19 protein-coding genes, 3 pseudogenes and 1 riboswitch are annotated in these 22,866 nt (G+C 41.6%); of the genes and pseudogenes, 9 read left to right on the top strand and 13 right to left on the bottom strand.

The features are described from left to right. Window positions 1-391: 391 nt before the first annotated feature. Window positions 392-2,002, bottom strand: a complete 1,611-nt coding sequence (locus RM347_RS28885) for an acyl--CoA ligase family protein (RefSeq protein ID WP_322720297.1) — start codon at window positions 2,000-2,002, stop codon at window positions 392-394. A gap of 168 nt (window positions 2,003-2,170) precedes the next feature. Here RM347_RS28885 and RM347_RS28880 point away from each other — a divergent pair. The 3 genes and pseudogenes from RM347_RS28880 to RM347_RS28870 all read left to right on the top strand — a co-directional run bounded on the left by RM347_RS28880 (window position 2,171) and on the right by RM347_RS28870 (window position 7,642). Continuing rightward, window positions 2,171-2,445 (top strand): annotated as a pseudogene (locus RM347_RS28880) (HU family DNA-binding protein). Window positions 2,446-3,376: 931 nt separating this feature from the next. Next, on the top strand, window positions 3,377-7,357 hold the full coding sequence (locus RM347_RS28875; RefSeq protein WP_322720298.1) for a beta strand repeat-containing protein: 3,981 nt from the start codon (window positions 3,377-3,379) through the stop codon (window positions 7,355-7,357). Window positions 7,358-7,393: 36 nt separating this feature from the next. Continuing rightward, window positions 7,394-7,642 carry a hypothetical protein gene (locus RM347_RS28870; RefSeq protein WP_322720299.1) on the top strand — a complete coding sequence of 83 codons (249 nt, stop codon included), beginning with the start codon at window positions 7,394-7,396 and terminating at the stop codon, window positions 7,640-7,642. 276 nt (window positions 7,643-7,918) lie between these two features. Here RM347_RS28870 and RM347_RS28865 read toward each other — a convergent pair whose 3' ends face one another. Next, window positions 7,919-8,098 (bottom strand): hypothetical protein, encoded by a 180-nt coding sequence (locus RM347_RS28865; RefSeq protein WP_428850626.1) that lies wholly within the window; start codon window positions 8,096-8,098, stop codon window positions 7,919-7,921. A 454-nt stretch (window positions 8,099-8,552) separates the two neighbouring features. On the opposite strand from RM347_RS28865, the gene RM347_RS28860 reads away from it, so the two are divergent. After that, complete coding sequence (locus RM347_RS28860) at window positions 8,553-9,818, top strand: AIPR family protein (RefSeq protein ID WP_322720301.1); 1,266 nt, start codon at window positions 8,553-8,555, stop codon at window positions 9,816-9,818. A 183-nt stretch (window positions 9,819-10,001) separates the two neighbouring features. Here RM347_RS28860 and RM347_RS28855 read toward each other — a convergent pair whose 3' ends face one another. Both RM347_RS28855 and RM347_RS28850 read right to left on the bottom strand, forming a co-directional pair. Then, on the bottom strand, window positions 10,002-10,403 hold the full coding sequence (locus RM347_RS28855; RefSeq protein WP_322720302.1) for a GNAT family N-acetyltransferase: 402 nt from the start codon (window positions 10,401-10,403) through the stop codon (window positions 10,002-10,004). Between the two features lie 240 nt (window positions 10,404-10,643). Further along, window positions 10,644-10,986 (bottom strand): annotated as a pseudogene (locus tag RM347_RS28850) (ISAs1 family transposase); the annotation flags it as partial. A gap of 131 nt (window positions 10,987-11,117) precedes the next feature. After that, a riboswitch (cobalamin riboswitch) is annotated at window positions 11,118-11,260 on the top strand. Window positions 11,261-11,633: 373 nt separating this feature from the next. On the opposite strand from RM347_RS28850, the gene RM347_RS28845 reads away from it, so the two are divergent. The 5 genes and pseudogenes from RM347_RS28845 (at window position 11,634) to RM347_RS28825 (ending at window position 14,549) form a co-directional block, all read left to right on the top strand. Further along, window positions 11,634-11,888, top strand: a complete 255-nt coding sequence (locus RM347_RS28845) for a hypothetical protein (protein WP_322720303.1) — start codon at window positions 11,634-11,636, stop codon at window positions 11,886-11,888. Window positions 11,889-11,910: 22 nt separating this feature from the next. Beyond that, on the top strand, window positions 11,911-12,912 hold the full coding sequence (locus tag RM347_RS28840; RefSeq protein WP_322720304.1) for a methyltransferase domain-containing protein: 1,002 nt from the start codon (window positions 11,911-11,913) through the stop codon (window positions 12,910-12,912). Between the two features lie 130 nt (window positions 12,913-13,042). Beyond that, window positions 13,043-13,252: pseudogene (locus tag RM347_RS28835) on the top strand (GTP-binding protein); the annotation flags it as partial. Then, on the top strand, window positions 13,236-13,676 hold the full coding sequence (locus RM347_RS28830) for a hypothetical protein (RefSeq protein ID WP_322720305.1): 441 nt from the start codon (window positions 13,236-13,238) through the stop codon (window positions 13,674-13,676). The pseudogene RM347_RS28835 and the gene RM347_RS28830, both read left to right, overlap by 17 nt. Before the next feature lie 18 nt (window positions 13,677-13,694). Next, entirely contained in the window at window positions 13,695-14,549 is an 855-nt protein-coding gene (locus tag RM347_RS28825; RefSeq protein ID WP_322720306.1) for a class I SAM-dependent methyltransferase, read from the top strand. A gap of 236 nt (window positions 14,550-14,785) precedes the next feature. Here RM347_RS28825 and RM347_RS28820 read toward each other — a convergent pair whose 3' ends face one another. The 9 genes from RM347_RS28820 to ltrA all read right to left on the bottom strand — a co-directional run bounded on the left by RM347_RS28820 (window position 14,786) and on the right by ltrA (window position 22,168). Then, window positions 14,786-15,604 (bottom strand): alpha/beta fold hydrolase, encoded by an 819-nt coding sequence (locus RM347_RS28820; protein WP_322720307.1) that lies wholly within the window; start codon window positions 15,602-15,604, stop codon window positions 14,786-14,788. Between the two features lie 175 nt (window positions 15,605-15,779). Continuing rightward, window positions 15,780-16,919, bottom strand: a complete 1,140-nt coding sequence (locus tag RM347_RS28815; RefSeq protein WP_322720315.1) for an IS4 family transposase — start codon at window positions 16,917-16,919, stop codon at window positions 15,780-15,782. 284 nt (window positions 16,920-17,203) lie between these two features. Further along, window positions 17,204-17,740: a BRO-N domain-containing protein gene (locus RM347_RS28810; RefSeq protein WP_322720308.1), complete on the bottom strand. Its 537-nt coding sequence runs from the start codon at window positions 17,738-17,740 to the stop codon at window positions 17,204-17,206. 336 nt (window positions 17,741-18,076) lie between these two features. Beyond that, window positions 18,077-18,385, bottom strand: coding sequence for a hypothetical protein (locus RM347_RS28805; protein ID WP_322720309.1), 309 nt, complete (start codon window positions 18,383-18,385; stop codon window positions 18,077-18,079). Between the two features lies 1 nt (window position 18,386). After that, a complete protein-coding gene (locus RM347_RS28800) occupies window positions 18,387-18,686 on the bottom strand; it encodes a hypothetical protein (protein ID WP_322720310.1) in 300 nt (99 codons plus the stop codon). A 344-nt stretch (window positions 18,687-19,030) separates the two neighbouring features. After that, the gene (locus RM347_RS28795) at window positions 19,031-19,549 is read right to left on the bottom strand and encodes a transposase (protein ID WP_322720311.1); all 519 of its coding nucleotides are present in this window, start codon (window positions 19,547-19,549) and stop codon (window positions 19,031-19,033) included. Next, window positions 19,503-19,850: a transposase gene (locus tag RM347_RS28790; RefSeq protein WP_322720312.1), complete on the bottom strand. Its 348-nt coding sequence runs from the start codon at window positions 19,848-19,850 to the stop codon at window positions 19,503-19,505. The genes RM347_RS28795 and RM347_RS28790 overlap by 47 nt, the downstream gene beginning before the upstream one ends. A 55-nt stretch (window positions 19,851-19,905) precedes the next feature. Beyond that, a complete protein-coding gene (locus RM347_RS28785; protein WP_322720313.1) occupies window positions 19,906-20,304 on the bottom strand; it encodes a hypothetical protein in 399 nt (132 codons plus the stop codon). Next, window positions 20,288-22,168: a group II intron reverse transcriptase/maturase gene (gene ltrA / locus RM347_RS28780; RefSeq protein ID WP_322720314.1), complete on the bottom strand. Its 1,881-nt coding sequence runs from the start codon at window positions 22,166-22,168 to the stop codon at window positions 20,288-20,290. Before ltrA ends, RM347_RS28785 begins: the two co-directional genes overlap by 17 nt. Window positions 22,169-22,866 lie beyond the last annotated feature (698 nt).

Here is a 22,866-nt window from a genome sequence, read left to right as displayed (position 1 = left end):
TAAAAATTTAAAAAATAGTTGGGGAATTAAAAAATTATCAATTGAAAAATCAATTGCGGTTTGAGCCACAACCTAAACAACGCATACAAACAGAGAAAACCGCTAGAAGTGAGACAATTTCAATAAATAATTGCAGTGACAATGAAGCTAGAGCTAACCCCCAAATTAGAAAAATTGTCCCGCTGAACATCGCAGTAATGCGATGAATCTCGTCTTGAGCCTTCCAAGCTAAGAAAAAAGTTCCAAAACCCATTAATAATAAAAGTAAACTACTCATAAACGAATGCATAATTGATGGGCTGCTCGTGCTGTGTTGAAATTAAGTAATTAATAGGTGATGAGCGTGCTAATCGTCGATAAATTAGTTAGGTAATGATTTTCGATATTGCAACTAACTGCCGTAAATTCTCTTTTCATAACCTATCCATTCTTTCTCCCGTAACAGATACTTTTGAATTTTACCAGTGCTAGTTTTTGGCAAAGTAGTAAATTCAATCGTAGTAGGGCATTTAAAAGCAGCAATTTGATGGCGGCAGAATTGGATTAATTCTTGTTCTGCAACTTGTGCGTTTTCTTTGAGGGTAACAAAGGCTTTTGGCACTTCACCACGCTTGGCATGAGGTACAGCAATAACTGCACATTCTAACACGGCTTCATGGCGGTAAAGGCATTGTTCAACTTCAATACTAGAGACATTTTCCCCATTGGTAATGATGATATCTTTGATGCGATCGCGCACCTCAATATAACCGTCAGAGTGCATTACTGCTAAATCACCGCTATGAAACCATCCTCCTCTAAATGCGATTTCGGTTGCTTCTGGGTCATTATAATAACCTGTCATCACCATATTCCCCCGCATCACGACTTCCCCCATTGTTTCACCGTCCGCCGGGACATCATTCATATTTTGATCTACAACTCGCAAGCCATCTGCACTAATATAAGGTACGCCTTGACGTGCCATAAGTTTTGCTTGTTTTTCAGTATTTAAATTATTCCAATCTGATTGATATTCACAAACAGTATATGGGCCATAAACTTCTGTTAAACCATAAACGTGAATAATTTTTGCGCCAATCTTACTAATTTTTTCAATCAATGTTGGTGATGGTGGTGCGCCTGCTGTAGTAATAGTTAAAGGTTTTGCTAATAATTGCGGACAGTCTGAATGATTGAGCAGAGAAATTAAAATTACAGGTGCAGCATTTAAATGAGTTACTCCAAGTTGTTGAATTAACTTCCAGACATTACCAGGATTAAACTTACGCAAACAAATATGAGTACCACCGATAGCGGTTACCGCCCAAGTAAAACACCAACCATTGCAGTGAAACATGGGCAGAGTCCATAAATAAACTGAGTTAGATGTTAGCGCTGTTTCAATTATTTCTCCTAAAGAGTTAAGATATGCACCGCGATGAGAATACATTACACCTTTGGGTTGACCAGAAGTCCCACTAGTATAATTAATAGAAATTGTATCCATTTCATCCGTGATTAACCGAGGCAAAGGAGTCGGGCTACCAGTTTGGAGAAATGCTTCGTAATCTTCTCCATCTAAAGGTTCAAATCCTTCAGCATCTTTGATATTGATTGTATACTTAACAGTTTCTAGACTATATTGAATAGGACGAACTATATTTGCTAACTCTGTATCAATAAAAAGAAATTTAGCACCGCAGTCATTCAGGATATAAGCAACTTCTTGGGGAGCCAAGCGAGTATTAATAGATACTAGAATACCACCTGCTAAAGGGACAGCAAAATGGGCTTCCAACATGGGTGGAGTATTGAAACAAAAAAAAGCGACGCGATCCCCTTTTTCAAGCCCAGCATGATGCAATGCTGAGGCTAGACAATTTATCCTCTGAGCAAATTCCTTGTAAGTAAAGCGTTTTTGATTATATATAATAGAAACTTTATTACTATAGACTTTAGCATTACGTTGAATAAAAGTTAGAGGTGTGAGAATACTGCGCTCAACTGCTTCCGGATTCATGGCTAATGCTAATAGTAATTATTTACTGCATGAGCATACCATCAGGGCGACTGCATCATGTGCATTGTTAATTTTCGTATGTCGCTTGATTCTTACTTCTTTTCCCTCTTTGCTTATAAGAGCTATTAATGCTAGATTTCCTTTATTTGCAATACTTCAGGGTAATTTATGAACAAAGGTGAGCTAGTGGATGCTGTAGCAGCAAAAGCCAACGTCACAAAAAAGCAAGCCGATGAAATCATCAGTGCTTTTTTAGAAGTTGTGACCGAGGCTGTAGCTAATGGTGAAAAGGTAACGCTCATAGGGTTTGGTTCATTCGAGCGACGCGATCGCTCAGAACGCGAAGGGCGTAATCCCAAAACCAATGAGCCAATGACTATTCCAGCGACCAAAGTGCCTGCGTTTTCTGCTTGTTACAGTTTAAAGAAAAAGTAGCGCCATAGATGAATTGCTTTATCACTAGCAATCCAATCACTGCAAAGCTGTAGTGTTCGCTGTTCTCAAGACAGGATATGGCAATGTTAGGGGAAAGGTGAGTGTTGAATTGCAGATGTAAAAAAAGCGCGATCGCAGCATTTAAAAAGGAAAATATGTATTTTTTATCACTTGTTCAAACAGTTGCCTACTGTTTTCTTATTGCTTAAAAACTAGAGGTAGATGAAGAATAGACAAAGTTTAGTATTACTATATACATTGAGCGGCAGATAATGTGAAGAGTATGCAAAGATAAGTGTTTAAGTATAAACATCTAAGTAAGATATTAACTATGTAGTTATTTGGAAGCTACTGAGATGTTCCAATATTTTTCGGTTAAAGGGAAAAGTGAAAGAAAAAACCTTTTACCTTTCCTCCATACCAAATTCCTCTTTTGAACTGCAAAAACCGAGAATTATTGTGAGATGTTCTCTATGTTCAAGCTAGACACCCACCGAGAATAGCCCACTAGGAGGGTACAAAAAACTCTTTCCGTTCAAGAGCCAACTGTTGATTATTTTATCTTCTAGTAAGACTTAGGCGCTGACAAAACAACAAATTATGAAGGGTGTGTTTTAGTATTCAATTGTCAGATTTTTTGATAATTGAAAGAGTGATTTCGGCAAATAAAGATGCTTAAAAAAGCATGAAATGAGCGATTCTTTTAAATGCTCACCTTCATGAATTTGTACAGTGCTTAAGACTTAGTTAGTAAAAGAATAGTTGGATAAGTACTAGTGAAAAACCTTGGAATCGGGTAAATTTTAGAGAATTTACTGTTCCTCAAGGGTGACGTATAAAGTATGTCGATTTCGGTGAATTTTTGCGCCCTTAAACAGCACAATCTGCAAATTGACAACTGAAAGTTACTGAAAAAATTGATTGAGGTAGGTAAAAGTTATGGCAAATATCATTGGAACCAACGGTGATGATACCCTACAGGGTAATAATGACGCGGATACGATTAATGGTCTTGCAGGCAACGATACCATATATCCTAACGGTGGCAACGACACCTTAAGTGGTGGAAGCGGTAATGATAAATTTGTTACCAGCAACACTGCTATCATCATCGATTTTGGTGGCGTAGGTAAAGGGACAAACCCGACAGCAGCAGTCATAGCCGAAGTGGACACCCTAGAATTCCAGAGCGATGGCTCCACTGCCCAAAATTTGCTGTTGACCCAGAAGGGCAAGAATCTGGAAATTGGCTTTGAAGGGGATGCTTATACAACGAGGTTTTTTTATGCCCCAATTATCCTGCAAAACTTTGCCTTGGAAAACCTGGAAAACCTGAGCAAATCTACAGGAACCACTGTAGACTTGGGCAATATCCTGTTTTATGGACAAACTAGCATCACGGATAGCTTTGATATTTTCAATGCCAACTCGACCCAAAGCACTATCTTCAAGAAGAATACAGTCACTTTTATTAACGACCTGAACAATAATGTTAGCGGCTTTGATAACTCAAATGATGTCATCAATAGTCAGGGCGGCAATGACATCATTAATGGCTTAAGTGGGAATGACATACTCAGAGGTGGTGCGGGTAATGATAGTCTCGTTGGTGGTGCGGGTAATGATAGTCTCGTTGGTGGTACGGGCAATGACTCCTCCACAGGCAATAACTCCCTCGTTGGTGGTGCGGGCAATGACTCCCTCGTTGGTGGTACTGGTAACGATTACTTAAATGTTGAATTTTCAACAGGCGATAATACCCTCAACGGTGGCGTTGGTGATGATACCTTGGATGCTGGGGCAACATCCGGGAATAACTTACTTTTTGGGGGCGATGGCAATGATTCTCTTTCCACCTCTAACGTTTATAGCAACGTCAGCCAATACATTTATTACCCCTCCTCAAGCAATAACACCCTCAACGGTGGCGCTGGTGACGATACCTTGAATGCTCGGTCTCCATCCGGGAATAACTTACTCTTTGGGGGCGATGGTAATGATTCTCTCTCTACTTCTGGTATTAGTACTTATAAAGGTGAGCCTAATTTTAGCTCTTCAGGTAATAACACTCTCAACGGTGGCGCTGGTGACGATACATTGGGTGCTGAGTATTCAACAGGCAATAACTTACTCTTTGGGGGCGATGGCAATGATTCTCTCTCCATCTCTGGCTATGTCGGACCCTACGATAATTTTTTAATTACCTCAGGCAATAACACCCTCAATGGTGGCGCTGGTGACGATACATTGGGTGCTGAGTATTCAACAGGCAATAACTTACTCTTTGGGGGCGATGGCAATGATTCCTTCTATCTAAGCCCCACATCTCCAGATTCTGCCCCCTCTGATTTAGCAATTCAAACGGTAGATGGGGGTAAGGGTGACGATTTGTTGTCCGTCGATTACAGCAATACTACAGAGGGAATTACAACGACATTCAATGCCACTACAAACAAGGGAGTAATTACGGCGGGCACGTATCGGGTTAGCTACAAAGATATTGAAAGATTAAATATCTCAGGTACAGCCTACGATGACAATATTGTGGGGAACAGTGGGAATGATACGCTTTCTGGCGGCTATAGTGGCAAAGATACCATCGATGGGGGTCAAGGTGACGATTTGTTGTCCGTCGATTACAGCAATGCTACAGAGGGAATTACAACGACATTCAATGCCACTACAAACAAGGGAGTAATTACGGCGGGCATAAATCAGGTTGGCTACAAGAATATCGAACAATTAAATATCTTAGGTACAGCCTACGATGACAACATTGTGGGAAATAGTAGGAACGATACACTCTCTGGGGGCACTAGTGGCAAAGATACCATTGATGGGGGTGAGGGTGATGATGTGTTGTCCGTCGGTTACATCGGATACAATGATGCTGGTGTAGGGATTACTTCGACATTCAATTCCGCTACAAACGCAGGCTCAATTACGGCGGGCATAAATCAGGTTAGTTACAAGAATATCGAACGATTAAATATTTCAGGTACAGCCTACGATGATAACATTATGGGGAACAGTGGCAACGATACGCTCTATGGGGCCGCTGGCAACGATACGATAACTGGTGGTGCGGGCAATGATAAATTTGTTTATAACTTGAGCGACACCTCCTTTTTGAACAGGAATAACACTGATATAATCACCGATTTCAGTGGCGTAGGTAAAGGTTCAAATCCCTCAGCAACCGTGATTGCCTCCTTAGACACTTTGCAATTTACAGGTTTCACTGCTGAAAATCTGCAATTAACTCAAAATAGTAACAATTTAGAAATCACTTTTGAAAATGCCGCTGATACCAAAGTCATTCTCCAAAATTTCAAATTAGAAAACCTGGATAATCTGCCAGCAACTTCTTCAAGACCAGCTATTGGCAATATCTTGTTTACTGGACAAACCAGCACTACCGACAGCTTTGATGTGTTTGATGCTAATTCCACTCAAACTAGCCTGTTCAACAAGAATACTGTTACCTTCCTCAATGACCTCGACAACAACATTACAGGTTTTGACAACTCCAATGATGTTATCAATGGTCAGGCAGGTGACGACATCATCGACGGCAAAAGTGGTAATGACCTTTTGAGAGGTGGTACTGGTGACGATACTCTCATTGGCGGTGCAGGAAATGATACTCTCATTGGCGGTGTGGGAAATAATACTCTTGACGGTGGTACTGGTGACGATCGCTTGAATGCTAACGGTTCAACAGGCGATAATACCCTCAAGGGAGGTGCTGGTAATGATAGCTTGAGTGCTAGCGGTTCAACAGGCGATAACCTGCTCTTTGGGGGCGATGGCAATGATTCTCTTGATATCTCTGGCGCCTATATCTTCTCCTACTCCTCCTCCAACTCTCGTTCTTTAGGCAATAACACCCTAGAAGGAGGTGCTGGTAATGATAACTTGAGTGCTGGTGGTTCAACAGGCGATAATCTGCTCTTTGGGGGGGATGGCAATGATTCTCTTGATATCTCTGGCTACTACAGCTACAGCACATCTATCGACTCCTACAACTCTCGCTCAGAGGGCAATAACACCCTCAACGGAGGCGCAGGTAATGATTACTTGAGTGCTGGCGGTTCAACAGGTGATAACCTGCTCTCTGGGGGTGATGGCAATGATTCTCTTGATATTTCTGGTGACTACTCCTATGATGCCTCCTACGACTACTCCGACTCTCGCCCGTCTGGTAATAATACCCTAGAAGGAGGCGCTGGTGACGATAGCTTGAGCTTTAGCAGTTCAACAGGGGATAATCTCCTCTCTGGGGGCGATGGCAATGATTCCTTCAATTTAATCACTAATTCCGTAGATACTGACCTGTCTGATTTAGTGATTCAAACGGTAGATGGGGGTAATGGTAATGATTCGTTGTTCGCCAGGTATAATTTTACTGCTGGGGGAATTACTTCGACATTCAATGCTACTACTAACACTGGTTCAATTACAGTGGGCTTGTATCGGGTTAACTACAACAATATCGAACAATTAAATATCTCAGGTACGGACTATGATGACTTGATTGTTGGGAGCAATGGCAATGATACCCTTACAGGTGGAAATGGTAATGACAGCCTAATTGGAGGGGATGGGACTGATACCTTTGATTTCTATAACTACAATGGGGGTGTTGACACTATTGATGACTTCAACGCCACTAATGACTTAATTCAGGTAGATAAATTTGATTTTGGTGGTGGGTTATCAATAGGTTCACTCTCAGATGCTCAGTTTACCATCGGAACATCTGCAACGACGATCGCTCAACGATTTATTTACAACGACATTACAGGTGGACTATTCTTTGACCAAGATGGCAGTGCGTCTGGGTTTACTCAGGTAAAATTTGCACAACTATCCACTGGATTGTCACTAACCGAAAACAACTTTGTGGTTGTTTATTAGCCGTAATTAGCATTCTTCTATCACTCTAGGCACAGTTTGCGAGGTGCTATTTTAAGTATTGATAAAAAAGCAAATCCTGAACCCATAAAAGAGTGGATTACAGCTTTATCATCAGAAGAAAAAGACTATTTTATTTTGGAAGTGGCAACAGGTAAAAATAATGTTGGAATACAACTTGTAAACCGACTGCGAGAACTATTTAAGATTCCGAGAAGTGAGAGCAATTATGATACTCACAGACGCTCATTCTCACAGTTACTAGAAAATGCTAAAAAGCAAATGTAACAGCGTCAGCAACGAGAAAAACTAGCAGCACAACAGGAAAAAATCCGTAAGTTAGAAGTTCTAGCTAAAAATCAAGATAAAGTATGGTCAGAGATATATAAGTTACTTGAATTCAAGCAATCCAAAACTTATGACCAAGCAGTTGCACATCTAGTTGACTTACGGGAATTGGCTGAATATCAAGGAAAGCTAGAGGAGTTCAAAGCTTCTATTAAGCAGATGCAAAAAGATTATAGCACCCGGATTGGATTGCTATCGCGCTTGAAGAAAGTTGGATTATCGTAAATTCTCTAAGTTTTCCCAATTTTCTAAGAAAGATTCTACATCTTGCTGATTTTCTTCAAGTAACTCATTAAGTAGTTTTTGGCCGATCTTGATATCTTTTAAATCACATATTTGTTGGTGAAGCGCATAAAATATAATTTTCACCATTGAGGGTTTAGGAGAGTTGTGCATACAAATAGAAATATTGGAACATTGATAATCAACCCCTGTCATTTGACGACAATCTAAACCCAGTGGACAGTACATAATATAATAAAGTAAGTAATTTGATATTAGTATAAGTGCGAGACGAATTAAGGTTAGGTAGCAGGGCTACAATTTAAGCGTGACAGAGGTTCTGTATTTAGAAAGCAATCAATTAGTTGATTGGTACACTTGTAAAAATATCTTTCTCAGCAAATTGAACTGGCAGCTTTGGGGGCAACCGTTTTGCTAAGAGAAGCGTTGGTGGCAGAATTTGAGAATAATTAAGGTTAGGCACAAGCCTTGAAAAAAGATACCAGCCGTCACAACCAAGATCCACGCTACACAACGAATAAACTCGAAACACGGCTGGTATCTTTTTTTTGCGGTCTCCCCTTACAGCAGCGCTAACATAGAATTTACTTCCATCAATAAATAAAGTATGCCCAAGACTTGGAACATTAAGATAGATAACTATTTTCAAGCCAACCCCAATTGCATCATCGCCACCGCCCATGTAGACAGCTTCCCTATAGACCTGCCGCTAGAACCGAACATCCGGGAACCGAACCGTAAAAGCGCGACCTACAGACAAATCTTCGACTCGCTGACGACCGAACCTGGAAAATTCTTCTCTCGCCACAGTGGAATCGTTCTGTCAGCCAATAAAACTAAACCTGTCAAGAACAAAACTGAACTGGAGCTAGAAGTCTTAGAAGCTAACGAGGGGGGTAGCGATGGTATTATTAACGGGGGGCATACAGTTTTAGCTTTTGAGCAAGCGAAAAATTACAAATATGACCTAACCGAAGCCAGGGTAAAAGTTACGATTCACATCGGACTGACTGAAGAATCAGCCAAAGATATAGCCCTAGCAAGTAATACTACAACGCCAGTAGATTCTCGCTCCAAAGTCAACGCTAGGGGTGATTACAAATTCATCAAGCAGTATCTAGCCCAGTTAGAACAGAAAGAAGATAGAAAATTCCGCATCGCTTATTACCAAAACCAAAGCGGCGCTCCCAGAAATGCCCAGTGTAATGTCACCCACTTGCTCAAGCTCCTTTACTGCCTCGACAGGAATAAATACAACCCCGACGGCAATAAACGAACCAAGCACCCAGCAGGGATGAGTCTTCCAAGTAACATCACAGATGCAGAAAGGGAAAGATTAACCGCTTTACTGCCTCTCTTGACTCATGCTTTGTGGATAGAGCAAAGACTGTACGAAATAATCCAAGAACATATCAGCAACCCCAGAAGAAAGGGTGCCAACGATTTAGCTTCAATTGATATACGTAAAACGACGTTGTTGCCGGACAGTAAGTACTCTTTTGGGTTTGGTGCGCCAACTGACCTGGCATTACCAATAATTGCGTCTTATCGGGTATTTTTGGACAAGGACTATAAATGGATTCTGCCGTTTAACGAATTCGCTGAAGATTTCCTGCAACACTTGTGGAATAACTACTTCCGCAAATATTTGGTGTCGGAGAAAACAGCAGGAAATACAGTTGGTACAAAAATCAGCCGCAATCAAGAGATTTGGGAAAGCCTTTATATCTCGGCGCAGAGTTATCTAAATCAGCACTTGATGAAAATGGTTAATTCTAGTAAGCAAGCAGAAAAACCGAAGGCGACACAAGGTACAAACAAGAGAGCAAAAGGGAAAAGGGGCGAACTCAACGCGACTACTGTCTCTAAATAGTTTTTTACCAAATGGAGGAATGTCACGCTTGTTAAGCTGAACGGTAGGCGGCATAAGAATTGCAGAGGGGCAGAGGAGAATTTCTCTTGCTTCTTTCCGTATGCCTCAAGTTTTCTGTCCGTATGCTTCTTCCTTTGCACCCCTGCTGTCTCAACGATTTTCCCTTTTCAAGCGTGCCATTCGCTACTGTACGTTAGCTCCATATTTCTTTTCAAGATAGTGAACTTCAGGATCATCTTCCCGTTGCCCTAAATCAACCCATCCGTGATTGAGATAAAATCTCATTGCCACTCGATTCGTAAGACTGACGTTCAAGCGAGCTGACTGACAACCCAGACGCTTGAAAAAATGGGCTGCGTATTGATCTAACTGCTGACCAAAACCCTGACCTCGATACTCTGGAGTCAGGTAAAACAAATTGACGTAGCCAACGCTTGAATTGTGTTGACAACGCATCATCTCAATTTGCCCAATGATTTGCTCTTGTTTCCAAACGTGTACACAACTGTTCGGGATTTCTGCCATTCGCTGTCTGAGCCACTGCAAATATTCTTTAGATCCGCTTCCATCCCAGGGCGAACGCATCTTATTTACTAATAAAAACTAAGAAAGATTTCAAAATGACATAAATAATTGTAGAAGTTAAGTAAATGATAAACAAAGTAAATCAAATACTTTCGCAATCTGTGAATTAGCTTATCTTCAACTGAACGGCTATTCATTAATACTAAAAATATTCAATTATGGAGTAAACAAAAGCGTATTTACCGAGAGAATAAATAAACCTTTCATCAAAACATTCAATTCAAGTTTTGATATACTGTTTTAAGCTAACGCTAAAACACTTAATAAAGAGTTATTATCCATCGCGGCGAGAAACTGTTTATTTTTGATTCCTCGTTTGACTCGCTTCTATGCAACCTAAAAGATTGACTGCAATTTGCCGTAATACTGCGAAATTCTGTGGAGCATTGTCTTTCCTAATCCGGCAGTCATCTTCTTTTAATGCAACATCCAACACCCAATGTAATGAGTTTTCTATACCCCAATGGCTACGAACAGCATTAGAAAATTCTTCAGCATTCTTGATAAGGCTACTAATGAAATAACGAGTTTCGGCTGTTGTTTTACTATCCGATAAGCGGATGGACTCTACCATCCCAACACTGCTAAACAAACGACTCTGCAACGCTGAGTAGAAAATAAACGCTTAGTAAAGAATGAGACTTGTCCCGATTAATAGCGAATGCAAATATAGACCGCCCATTGATTTTTATGCAAGCAAATCGCAGTTGTGTTATTATCCAGATGAATCTCGGTTCTAGTGGGGAACAGCCACTAGAGGAAACGGGGAAAGTCCGGTGTAAATCCGGCGCTGTCCCGCAGCTGTAAACAAGGCTTGCCTTGTGAGTCAGAATGCCCGCCGAAGTTGACTTGTAAATTTTGTACATCTGCGAGGCACAGATAAGTATTTTTATGAAGGTTTATACAACTAATCAGCTTTACGTTCTCATAGTCCCACATATCAAGACGCTACAGATTACGACTTTCTATGAGAGGGTAAGCGGTTAATTTTCGGTACAAATTGTGTCTTGAGATCCAGCGATCGCTATAATCTACTCCAGACGAGAGTATCGTTTGTAAATAGTCATTGCGACAAAAAGAAGCTGTATTAACTAACAGGTGGAAGTTGTTTAAAACAGGTAGAAAATGGCGTGTATGACGTACATATTCCTGTTTGACCACTGAACAAATACTTTCCCAATCACGTATAGAAATTGCTAAGTTACTAAATGAATACTTCAGTTAATTATCATGTCGAAATTCTATCTTCACCGAACTGGGAAGATTCCTACTGCTATTCACCCCTTTGTCAAACAAACGGGTATCCCTCAAGGCAAATACAAGCCCAGTCTACTGCAAGCGAAAATTACTCAAGATGTTCAAAACATTGCAATATCGATGTATCGGATGATTTATATTGCAATTGCATCCGTCGGGCGGTTACGACATAGCTTGTCTGATTCGGGACGAGCAGCAATAAATAAACCGTTAGATCGACTCAAATAGATGTACAGGATAGTTCAAAAAAATGCCAAGTTTATTATATTCTGTAATTGTTTTTCTGATGCTATTAGTAATTGGAATTGCGGCTTATTTCCTAACTGCCCGCAAGTATCAATCCTCATCCACAGTTGCCAATTCCTACGATCAATGGACACTTGACGGCATCCTAGAGTTTTATTGGGGAGAACACATTCACCTTGGTCACTACGGTTCGCCGCCACGACGAAAGGATTTTTTGGCTGCTAAATCTGACTTTGTACATGAAATGGTTAAATGGGGTGGAATAGAAAAATTACCCCCTGGTGCTACTGTCTTAGATGTTGGCTGTGGGATTGGGGGTAGCAGTCGGATTTTAGCGCGGGATTATGGGTTTGCTGTTACAGGGATTACCATCAGTCCTATTCAGGTGAAACGCGCCCAGGAGTTAACACCCCTTGGGCTAAACGCCCAGTTTGCGGTTGATGATGCAATGGCATTGTCGTTTCCAGATGCCAGTTTTGATGTGGTCTGGTCAATCGAAGCAGGCCCCCACATGCCAGATAAAACCGTTTTTGCCAGAGAATTAATGCGGGTGCTAAAGCCTGGTGGAGTGTTGGTTGTAGCTGACTGGAATCAGAGAGATGACCGCCAAAAGCCGCTAAATTTTTGGGAGAAATCAGTAATGCGGCAACTGCTCGAGCAGTGGTCTCATCCAGCTTTTTCCAGTATTGAAGGCTTTTCTGAGCTTTTGGCGGGGACAGAATTAGTTGATGGGGAGGTAATTACGGCAGACTGGACTCAAGAAACCCTTCCTTCTTGGTTCGATTCGATTTGGCAAGGAGTGGCTCGACCAGAGGGATTGGTGCGTTTTGGACTGTCTGGTTTTGTCAAGTCTGTGCGCGAAGTACCGACGCTTTTACTAATGCGTTTGGCGTTTGGTGCAAGGTTGTGTCGATTTGGAATGTTCCGCGCTGTGCGGGCAAACTCACGCACAGAATTGATGGACAGAAACTTTGCCAACCAAAATCCCTCAAGCTTGATTAGGTAGCGATCGCAGCTATTTATGAATATTTGGATTTTAAATAAGTTTGGGGGGTTAAATCCCCTAGTTCTAGAGGCAGAACACAATTGAAGCCTAGCTAAATCCCCGTCACAAAACGTAATTATGAATTATGAATTATCGAATTAAGGGATTTGTACCAGTTCCAAACAAAGCTATCCGTCCGGTATTACAGGGGGTTGGTAATCGATTTAACTACTTTTATGACCATCTTTGGCAACCCCAGGAACCCCGTCAAACGCGATTAGTATTGATTGGACGAGAGCTTGAGCAGGTTCGCATTGAATCATTGGTGTTGGGGGAGGAAGTCAATGCGACCATCCAATAGTGTTTGGCAAGGAAATTTTGGCTACTGGCAAAACAACTTTATTCATAATAATCTGCTGGTAATCGGTTACACAGGATGGAAGGGATTTCAGTCATTTGGGCGGGGAATTGTTATTTGTGATGTGGATACTAAAGTTACTCACCCTACAAATACAAGTCTTGATACAGTTCCCTTTACTCTCCAATTTCTCCCCTGGGATCTGATTGGGTTTTACTTGCGATCACAATCACTTAACTCATCTATAATCTCATCCATTTTCCCAGCAGTCGCAACATACAATCCCCATCAAGATATTCTTCTGGTGCTAAAGGCAGAACCTCAGATAGAGGTTAATTTTTTACACCAACTAAAAATTACTCCACCCGATTGCTACGAACAAGTTTGCAAGCGATGGTCAGAATTTCAACCAAGCTTAATGCCCTAATACTTACTTTATTCCTCAATGCTCAAACCACAATTAAGCAAGATTCCGAAACCTACTCGCTACCAAAATGCGGCGATAGATTATTACATGGGACTCACAAATTCCAACTATCTCCATTATGGGTATTGGGAGCCACTACTTACTTATGGTGAAGAATTAACTCTAACTCGCCTGCGTGTGGCGCAAGAAAGCTATGCAGCCAAACTTTTCAGTTTTATCCCAGAGGGTACAAAAACTGTGCTTGACGTAGGCTGTGGCATTGGTGGTAATGCGGCATATTTGTGTGATCGCGGTTTTAGTGTTGAGGGATTAGCACCCGATGTACTTCAGCAAGAGAGATTTATTCAAAATACCAACGGTCAAGTACCTTTTTACTTAACGAGATTTGAAGATTTTCACTCATCAAACTCCTACGATTTAGTTCTGTTGAGTGAAAGCAGTCAATATATTGCTGTTGACGATTTGGCTCAGGGTGCGGCTTGTTTATTGAGTAATGGTGGCTACCTGCTGGTTGCCGATATGATGCGTTCTAATGCGGAATACAGAGAAGGTATTTTTTCTAATTGTCATATTGCCACTGAACTCCAAGCGACTTTAGTGCAGGCTGGATTCAAGTTAATCAAAACTGAAGACATTTCAACCCATATTGTGCCAACGATTGACTTGTGTGTTGATAACTTTCGTACTTTTGGGCTGACAACGGTTAAATATATTGCTGATGTTGTGGCGATCGCTGTTCCTCCATTACATATACTCGGTCGTTGGGCATTTAAGCGCTGGCTGGAAAAATTGGTTGTCGAGGGGTTAGCAGCACGCGCAATTTTTGAAAGCCATTTATGTTATTCCATCCAACTCTGGCAGTTATCAAAATGACCCCAGAAATAAACATCCAAGATTGCTAACAAGCTTTTATCGCCACCAATATATTAATAATTGGTTACAAGGCTTGGATCACTTATTGAGGAGGAGTACGTTGACAAACAGAGCGATGGTCTCGAAGATTATTATCGCCGTAGGCGATCGCTCTTTGCGTATACAAGACTGCCGACGTACCAGAAGACATCGCTTGGCAACTAAAATTAAAGTAGTAAATGGTATTACAAATTTAGCTAACGTTTGTAAACCAAAAACCCGGCTATTGCATCTAAAAGCGCTTCTGGCTCATCTGCGCGGATCAAATGACTGCTATTCTCAAAAATTCTCAAATCGGCATTAGGAATTGCCTGAGCAATTTCTTCAGAAAACTCTGGAGCGCAAATCCAGTCATACCGGCCAGCAATAACTAGAGTGGGTGCAGTAATTTTATGTAACTGGTCAAGAATATTATAGGTGCGGAGGAAACCGCCAAAAGCAACATTAATCGCATCAACTGAGAGAATATTCCTCTGCCAAGCAATGCTTGACTTAATGGGATCATATCTTAGCGAATACATTGGCCCCAAGACTTGAAAATACTGTCTTAGCTGTTCCTCATTTTCAAAGTTCCCATCCCAAAGTCGCTGAACGCTTGCTTTCTGTTCCTCAGTTCCTTTTGATGCTAAGATTTCCTTAGCTCTTTCTAAAAAGCGACTATGGGCTGCTGTGGCAATCACAATCAGATGAAAGACATTGTGAGGATAGCGAACTGCATAAGTTAGAGCCACCATACCACCGTAAGAACTGCCAATCACAACAATTTTCTCCAGACCAAGGTGTTGGCGCAATGCTTCCATATCTTCAACATTATTGTCTAAAGTATAGGTTTCTTTAGACCCACGGGCAGACCTTCCTTGACCGCGATGGTCAAAATAAACTAGTTGTAGATTTCGGCTTAAAGCCGAGAAAGTTGGTTTGAAGGAAGTATGATCTGCACCAGGTCCCCCGTGAATTAGAAAGGCAACAGGTTTAGAGCAGATGCTCGCGCCATCCACCACTAGTGCAGAACCCAATACGGTTCGGTTAAGCTCTAAGCGGTATTGAGAATAGAAAAAGTCAGTGTTCCTAATTTAGCTCCTTGCCCTCTATGTATCGGTTTCTTGGAAGGGAATTTGGCTCTAGTTTTTTTGACTACGCGAGGATTGCTTCGACCTTCAGGTTCTGGTATCTGCTCATCCAGAATTTCTCTTACAAGCCAGGTGAAAAAAAAGGAAATTCTTCGGTTTGAAGTCGCTGAAATTTAGGAACAGCACGACGGACAATGTTCAGTGTGCCAGTAAAACTTAATCTTTTGGGGGAAATATGAGTGGTTTGGGCAACCTGACACATAAGTGAACGCACAGCCCAATGTCCAAGCAGCCAGCCATAAACTTCCTGAACAACTTCACGAGGATTGAGAGAACGAATTAGAGTTTTGCGCCCTAAAAGATGGACTTTGAGTTCATCAATGGTACTTTCCACTTCCCAACGTTGGTGATATTCAGTTGCCAACAATAAAGCGGGAAACAAGGAAATATCCGTCAAGTTGGTAATTAGACGGTAAATTTGCGGTTGGTCATCAGTATCAATGGTGTACTCAATAACTCGCACCATGATTTTTGTACAGCCTTTTTTCTTCGATTTACCATCAGGAGCAATCCAAGACAGATAAGAACCATCTTCCAGGACTTTCTCGACTGAGAATTTTACATTTTTAGGTACTCGTCCCAAATAATTACATTTTGGTGTAAGAGTTGCTTGTACCATTGTGTAGGAATGTAAGCCTCTATCCCACATCAACAACATTCCTTCTGTCACAGACCGCAGTAACTTTTTAACTCTCACTCGCTCACCTATCCGGTACGGACACATTAAAGCATCAACAATTAAATGTGTTCCAGTTTCAATTAATAGTACTAGGCGTACTTTGGGGAAAGCCGCTCGCGTTCCTGGTCGTGTTCCTGGATATCCAAAAACTCTGGCATTCGATTGCGTATCCGGGACATCAAAAACTGTTCCATCCACTGCCATCACTCGCAATCCCTCTAAAAAAGCACCAGGGGTTTCAATTGTTGCTAGCGGTTTCACTACTAGATGAAATAGACGGCTCATCACCCCTGCTCCGACTCGCTGTCGTGCTTCTGTTATTGATGATTTACAGGGTATTCGCCAATATTTCCCCATTCTCACCCACGCTTCACTTAAGCCATCCACAAGATTTTTCAGAACCGTCCTCATTGATGCTTTTGACCACAAGCTCATCGCAATCACCTGACAGATCACCAGATGCGACGGTAAAGCCCGGCTCCGTTCTTCATTACTTTGTGTCTGTGCGATCGCACTCGAGATTGCCTCTGCTGGAATAGCTGTTTCTAACGCTTTGAGTACCGTACCTGATTCCACTACAGGCGAGATCAGTGAAAATTCTTTAAGTTGCATTCAATCTCAGTACACTTGGGTGATAACCCTCAGTTTATCTGGTTTTTAGCTTAACCGAACCGTATTGGTGCAGAACCTTCCACATCAAAAAAAATCTCTGTATCTCGTATTTTCGCTCGCATTTTCGGGATTCTATAAAATCAAATGACTTAAATATATATCAGACTTTTACCCTTTTATCCTTATCTTGAGAACTAACGTGTCGCTTCAATTTCCTGAATAGCTCCGACCAATTCCTTGGCCATCGGAGCTATTTCGGGACACAACGCTTGTACACCTCGAAGGATAGTGATGGTTTGGAGTTCTGCACTCAGCCTTGTACCAGCAAGTACCTTTTGCCCAAAGTTAACGAGTTCATCAAGAGTGGGTTTGGTATTCTGCTGTTGCTCAGGCTTGGATATTTCGTATTTACCAGTGCGCCGTAGCGATGGCAGTACTTCTTCTGCAATCCAATTAGTCAACCTATCCGCTTCTGGTTTATTAGAGCGAAATGCTAATTTGTACACGCCAGACTCTTTAATTACCCAGCCAGATTGGGTTCTGCCCTGTGAGTCCGGAATTTCCGGACTCACCTGTTTCCACCGTTCTGGTATAGCATTGAGAGTTTCCGCACCCTTCCAAGGAATCGTTAGTCCAAGACTTACATCTTTGGCAACAAACCAGGGTTCATCATCAATTGATACTACGCGAATTTCCTGAGACTCAAATACAAAAGTTGATAAATCAGACATAAATTCATTCCTCCTTTATCGTCACCCAATCGCTCAAAACAGCCATACAGCAAGCGGTCAATGTTGGCCTTCTCAAGGTCTTACTTTCATGTTTAGCGACGTAACCGCCCTCTAATTCGTTCTGCTCAAAAGAAACTCCAATTACGTCAAAAATTTTATTAGCAACGTCCATTGAAATAGATTTCGACCAAGACATACAGCAATTTTCGTTTACATGAAGTACAAAGTCATTGGTTTTGAGGCAGGAGGCAGAGGGCAGTTCTTGCTGGAGGGAGAAGAATAATTTGATTTGTGAGTTTTTGGTTCTGTACCTCACTTACCTGCAATCTGCTGTATTTATCTCCCACCCAATCCCGGAAAAAACTTACTCCAAATACTTTGCTCTTTTGAAGCTAATTCTTCTGAATCTAAAACATTTTCTAGCCCTCGCTGATTACTCTGAATCTCCCGCATATTGAGAGCGTGAATAGTTTGGGCGAACTCTGGATTATCTTCTAACAGTTCGGCTTCAAGTAACAATTCTTGCTGCAACAATTGGGCGTTTCGACGCAAGAATATTTGCTGATTGTGCCGTCGTCTAATCTCCTCTTCAGTCAGGTATAATTGTTCCTCAAAACTCAAACCGTCGTATTCGTCGTTATACATTTTATTCAACTCCAATTAATCCAAAGTATTCTGCGGAAAGTTCCATTAAATATTTGAGTGCCAAACAGTCGCCATAACTAGTGTATATTTGAGCAATAGTTTTGAAGATTTCTAATATATTATCAGGCGTTACTTCAGGAAAACGCGAAGCTAAATTAAATGCTGAATTTTCATCTTCTGGCTCTAGTGGCGGTGCATCTGTCCAGACTATTAAACCTCGCTTGTCCAGTTCTGCTAAAGAAATATCATTCACAGCATCCACAACGGAATCAGGTGAATATTTTAGCAATAGCTTAATCATAGACAATTCCTCCATAAAGTAGCTGATACCCTAGCCTCAATCTCGTAATAAATTCGTCAGTATTACGATTGCCCCAAACGGGATTACTAGGATTCTTAATCCAGTTAACTGGGCTATGACAAATCTCATTATGACAAGAGATACACGTAGGAAATGTTGATACTCCAATGATGTCGTTGCCGTAGTAAGCGTGATGGATCTCTTCACTTTTATTAGTTAGACAGACTACACAATAATTGTGAGTTTTACGGTGAGCGATCGCTACTTGTTTTCTGTACTCTTTGGGATTACCATACCGAGCATTCCAGTTTAATTGTCTGGGTAGCCGAGATTTTCTAATGAACCTATCCCACTAATAATATTTTGTTAATCCAGATGTGGAGCGTAGCAAGGTAAATAAATGCGTCAAAATAAACTTTTCGACGTTCCCATCTGACGACGAGACGGCGGTATTTACGTTGATACCAAGCGAAGCACCGCTCCTGCTGAAATCTAGGGACAGAAATTTTGATAGGTCTTCCTCTGTTTTTCTTGGTTTTCCAGATGCGTTTCGGTATTTGAGGACGAATACCTCGTTTACGTAGTTCACTACGTTTTTGTTTCGAGTCGTAACCTTTATCAGCAGCTAGTACTTTGATTCGCTTACGTGGTCTGCCACGTTTTAATGTTTTAAGTTTAACTTTATCGAGTAGAGGTATTACTTGTTCTCTCTCGTTGCCATTGGCTGGGGTAGTGCAATTAGCTAAAGGCATTCCGTTTCCCTCTATAAGTGTGTGAATGAGAATTCCCTTACCCTTACCACCATAAGCAACCTCTTCACCTCCTCCTTTTCCAGGGGGAAAAAGACCCGTCAACCGCGCCAAAGTTCCAGTTTATCAATCCCTTATCATCCGCGATCGCTAATATGCGTGCTTGTAAATGCTCAAATGTTCCGTCTTCATACCATCGTTTTAACCAGCGATGAGCAGCACTCTTCGATGCCCAAATTTCGCCACGTGGTAGATCGCACCACCTGCAACCACTGATCAGAATGTACAGCAGACTATTCAAAACATACCGAAATGGAACATGAGGCATTCCCCGACCACGCTCCTCCTGAAGAGGAAAAATATCCTCAAATAACTTCCATTCCAGGTCACTCAATCCTTCAAAACGTCCAGCCATCTACCCCTCCTTATTGAGAAGTAGATTACCATACTTTTATATTAGTGGGATAGGTTCATAGTAATTTTACTCCCTTTTCGTTTAACTCTTGCCCCGTTAATTCGTGCCACTTTTGTTTGATTTCCTGAAAATGTGGTTTTCTCCCTAATTCTGTTGCCCATTTTCTAATTTCTTGATACCAGTCAACCTGCTGCTGTGAGGATTGCTGATTATTTTTAGAACTATTAACAGTGTCAGCATTCGGTTTGGAATCCTGTTTTTGTTCCAGACCTTTGATATCAAATTCCCGGATTAGAGCAACGAAGGGATTACCACGAGTGGGAATCACCAAGGCATATCGAACTCCGGCTTTGTCTAACATTTCACAAGCCTGCCGCAAGATTTCAAGAATCTCCTTTTTAACGTTTACAAAGTCTTGGGGATGGTCAAGGATTAAACTAAGCGAAACTCTCACGAGTCCCGCTCGTCTTCAGAACCGTACGTGAAACTTTCGCTTCATACGGCTCCTCAATGATTTGGCTCTTATGAGTACCTCGGCTGCCATCGTTGGCAGTTTTTATATCATGGCAGTGACGGTGTAATAGTTGAAGATTCTTGTACGTATCCTTTCCGCCTGATGACTTCGGGATAATGTGATCGACTTCTATTAAATCGTCTTCCCTAAAATACAGACAGCAGTGAGGACACTTACCTTTTTGTGCTTTCAAAAGTCTTGCAACTCTTGTAGACATTTGAGGGTGTTTCCCTTTTTTACTACTCCAGTAGACTAAGTTTCCGTCGAATGGTGATGCTGATCCTTTAACTTTGACATGCCGAGCAATTTCCTTGCTCGTATGACTGGTTAAACTTTCAGCTACTTTCCCATCTCTGGTTACTGAGAATACCCAATTATTCCCGCCTACGGTATGCCAATATTTATTGGATACCCATGAACCAGATTTCCCTGGGTGGCGGCGATTCGCCCATCTAGAAAGCTTTTGGTAGACTAGATTGTCAAGCTTAGAGAATGTTTCTTTGCTTACAACTGTTGAGTAATAGTTTGCCCATCCGGAAATAATCGGGTTGAGTTTAGCTATTAATGCAGCTTGAGGGGCTGACTTGTAAGCATCAATCTCTTTTGCGATCGCATTGTAGTGTTTCTTAATCGCTTTCTTGCTGGGTTTGATGAGTGTCTTAAATCCGAGTATCTTACCATTAGATAACTTACCTGAGTGGTTCTTTCCCACTTCGTATTGTCTTACGTTGAACCCTAGAAAGTTAAAACCCGGTTCATCGGAGAGTTTGGGATATTCTCCTTTACCCTTGATGTTCCATAATTTCCTGGAATATGTTGAGCCATACTCTTCATATTCCTTGTCTTCCTGGGGATTTCGTAGTGTGTGACCAATACTGGTTTTACTCGGACTTAATTCCAGCCCCATGACTGCCAACCACGTTTTGACTAACTCTTTCATCTCAATTATTTGGGATGATTCATTGGCAAGGATTACAAAATCATCGGCATATCTTATTAGAGATATGGATTCTTGATTATTTCTCTTAATCCCTTTTAGTCTTCTGGCATAATCTACTGTTAGTTGTTCTAACCCGTGAAGGGCTATATTTGCTAATAGTGGTGAGATTACGCCGCCTTGTGGTGTACCTTCGTTGGTGTCAAAGAATTGTCCATCATCCATTACACCCGATTTTAACCATGCTTTGATAAGTCTCTGCATTGTTGGGAATGTATTGATTTTCTTGAGCAATTCTTTGTGGTTGATTTTATCGAAGCATTTGGATATATCAGCATCTAAAATCCACTTGGATTTATGGTTAATGGCAATATATATTGCTTGGATTGCATCGTGGGCGCTTCTCCCTGGTCGGAATCCGTAGCTATTTGGCTCAAACTTAGCTTCCCATTCTGGTTCAAGAGCCAGTTTGGCAAGTGCTTGAGTCGCTCTATCGTGTAAAGTTGGTATTCCTAATGGGCGCTTGGAGCCGTCGGATTTGGGAATCCATACCCGGCGGGTTTTACTAACCTTTTGATTAATATCCAAACTCAGTACCAAAGTAAGACGGGCTTTAGGAGTTAAGGATTTAATTCCGTCTACTCCGGCAGTCTTCTTACCCTGATTATCCTGGGAAACTTTACGAACAGATAAGGCTTTTCCAGACCAAGACCTCATCAAGGTTTTTTGGAGTCTGCGTACTGCTTTAGTATCATCACGAGCAGAGGCTTTGAAAATTCTCTTTTGAAGCTTATAAACAGCTACTTCTAACTTGCGCCAGTTTATTCTGTTCCATTCCACCGTCTGACCATTCAGCGTTTTAGACATTTTACTTACTACTTAAGATTTTCATTCCACGTCATTGTGAGTACGTCAGCATATCTTGACCATTACAGCCAAGCGTTCGCTTCTTACTCAATCTTGCCCGTCAAGGCATCCGGTTAGCACCTACTCAGGTATTCGACCACCTGAGAGCGTTTGACGGGTTACTTCGTTCCGATTAACAATACTGATACCGTTAGAGTGACACTCTTCACCGGGTTTATCGGGGGTGCTTATTGGTCGGTCATATAACCGCCAATCCCATATCCTTTTGCCTTTTGGCGTAGCGTATCAGCCTGATTACGCTATTTCATCGTAACGGTGATTCAGACGTGTCTTGAAGCCTAAGCTTTACTCATGGATATCTTGCTCGGCGTGTAACCAGATTTAGGCTTCCAGTCAGAGCGCCTTTCATTCCCGCTTTACGGATTGAGGACTAGTCGCTACCGTAGGGAAAGGGCTTTCACCTCAGCACTTGAGGGGTAGGATTCACACCTACATTGTTAATCAGTTCTCTAGGCTAACCTAGGGACTAATCCCCCAGAACGAATGGCACTAAGAAAAGCTCTAAACTATGCAGAATAAGGGCTACAGCTTTTAAGACTCAGACGGGGCAGACGATATCCGTTGATACAGTGCCTTGATACAGTGCTGCCCAGTTTACCGCTTTCTCTACGAGACACTCTGAAAACGGCATCGCCACA

It is taken from the genome of Nostoc sp. ChiQUE02 (genome assembly GCF_034531305.2).
In the GTDB taxonomy this organism is placed as follows: Bacteria; Cyanobacteriota; Cyanobacteriia; order Cyanobacteriales; family Nostocaceae; genus Nostoc.
This window is presented reverse-complemented; position numbering and strand designations above follow the sequence as displayed.

Coding starts and splice junctions, on each gene's coding strand:
- RM347_RS28840 (WP_322720304.1), top strand. CDS start 11,911: ATGCCAAGTTTATTATATTCTGTAATTGTTTTTCTGATGCTATTAGTA.
- RM347_RS28860 (WP_322720301.1), top strand. CDS start 8,553: ATGCCCAAGACTTGGAACATTAAGATAGATAACTATTTTCAAGCCAAC.
- ltrA (WP_322720314.1), bottom strand. CDS start 22,168: ATGTCTAAAACGCTGAATGGTCAGACGGTGGAATGGAACAGAATAAAC.
- RM347_RS28830 (WP_322720305.1), top strand. CDS start 13,236: ATGCGACCATCCAATAGTGTTTGGCAAGGAAATTTTGGCTACTGGCAA.
- RM347_RS28885 (WP_322720297.1), bottom strand. CDS start 2,002: ATGAATCCGGAAGCAGTTGAGCGCAGTATTCTCACACCTCTAACTTTT.
- RM347_RS28825 (WP_322720306.1), top strand. CDS start 13,695: ATGCTCAAACCACAATTAAGCAAGATTCCGAAACCTACTCGCTACCAA.
- RM347_RS28790 (WP_322720312.1), bottom strand. CDS start 19,850: ATGGCTGGACGTTTTGAAGGATTGAGTGACCTGGAATGGAAGTTATTT.
- RM347_RS28855 (WP_322720302.1), bottom strand. CDS start 10,403: ATGCGTTCGCCCTGGGATGGAAGCGGATCTAAAGAATATTTGCAGTGG.
- RM347_RS28800 (WP_322720310.1), bottom strand. CDS start 18,686: ATGATTAAGCTATTGCTAAAATATTCACCTGATTCCGTTGTGGATGCT.
- RM347_RS28875 (WP_322720298.1), top strand. CDS start 3,377: ATGGCAAATATCATTGGAACCAACGGTGATGATACCCTACAGGGTAAT.
- RM347_RS28805 (WP_322720309.1), bottom strand. CDS start 18,385: ATGTATAACGACGAATACGACGGTTTGAGTTTTGAGGAACAATTATAC.
- RM347_RS28865 (WP_428850626.1), bottom strand. CDS start 8,098: ATGCACAACTCTCCTAAACCCTCAATGGTGAAAATTATATTTTATGCG.
- RM347_RS28810 (WP_322720308.1), bottom strand. CDS start 17,740: ATGTCTGATTTATCAACTTTTGTATTTGAGTCTCAGGAAATTCGCGTA.
- RM347_RS28845 (WP_322720303.1), top strand. CDS start 11,634: ATGTCGAAATTCTATCTTCACCGAACTGGGAAGATTCCTACTGCTATT.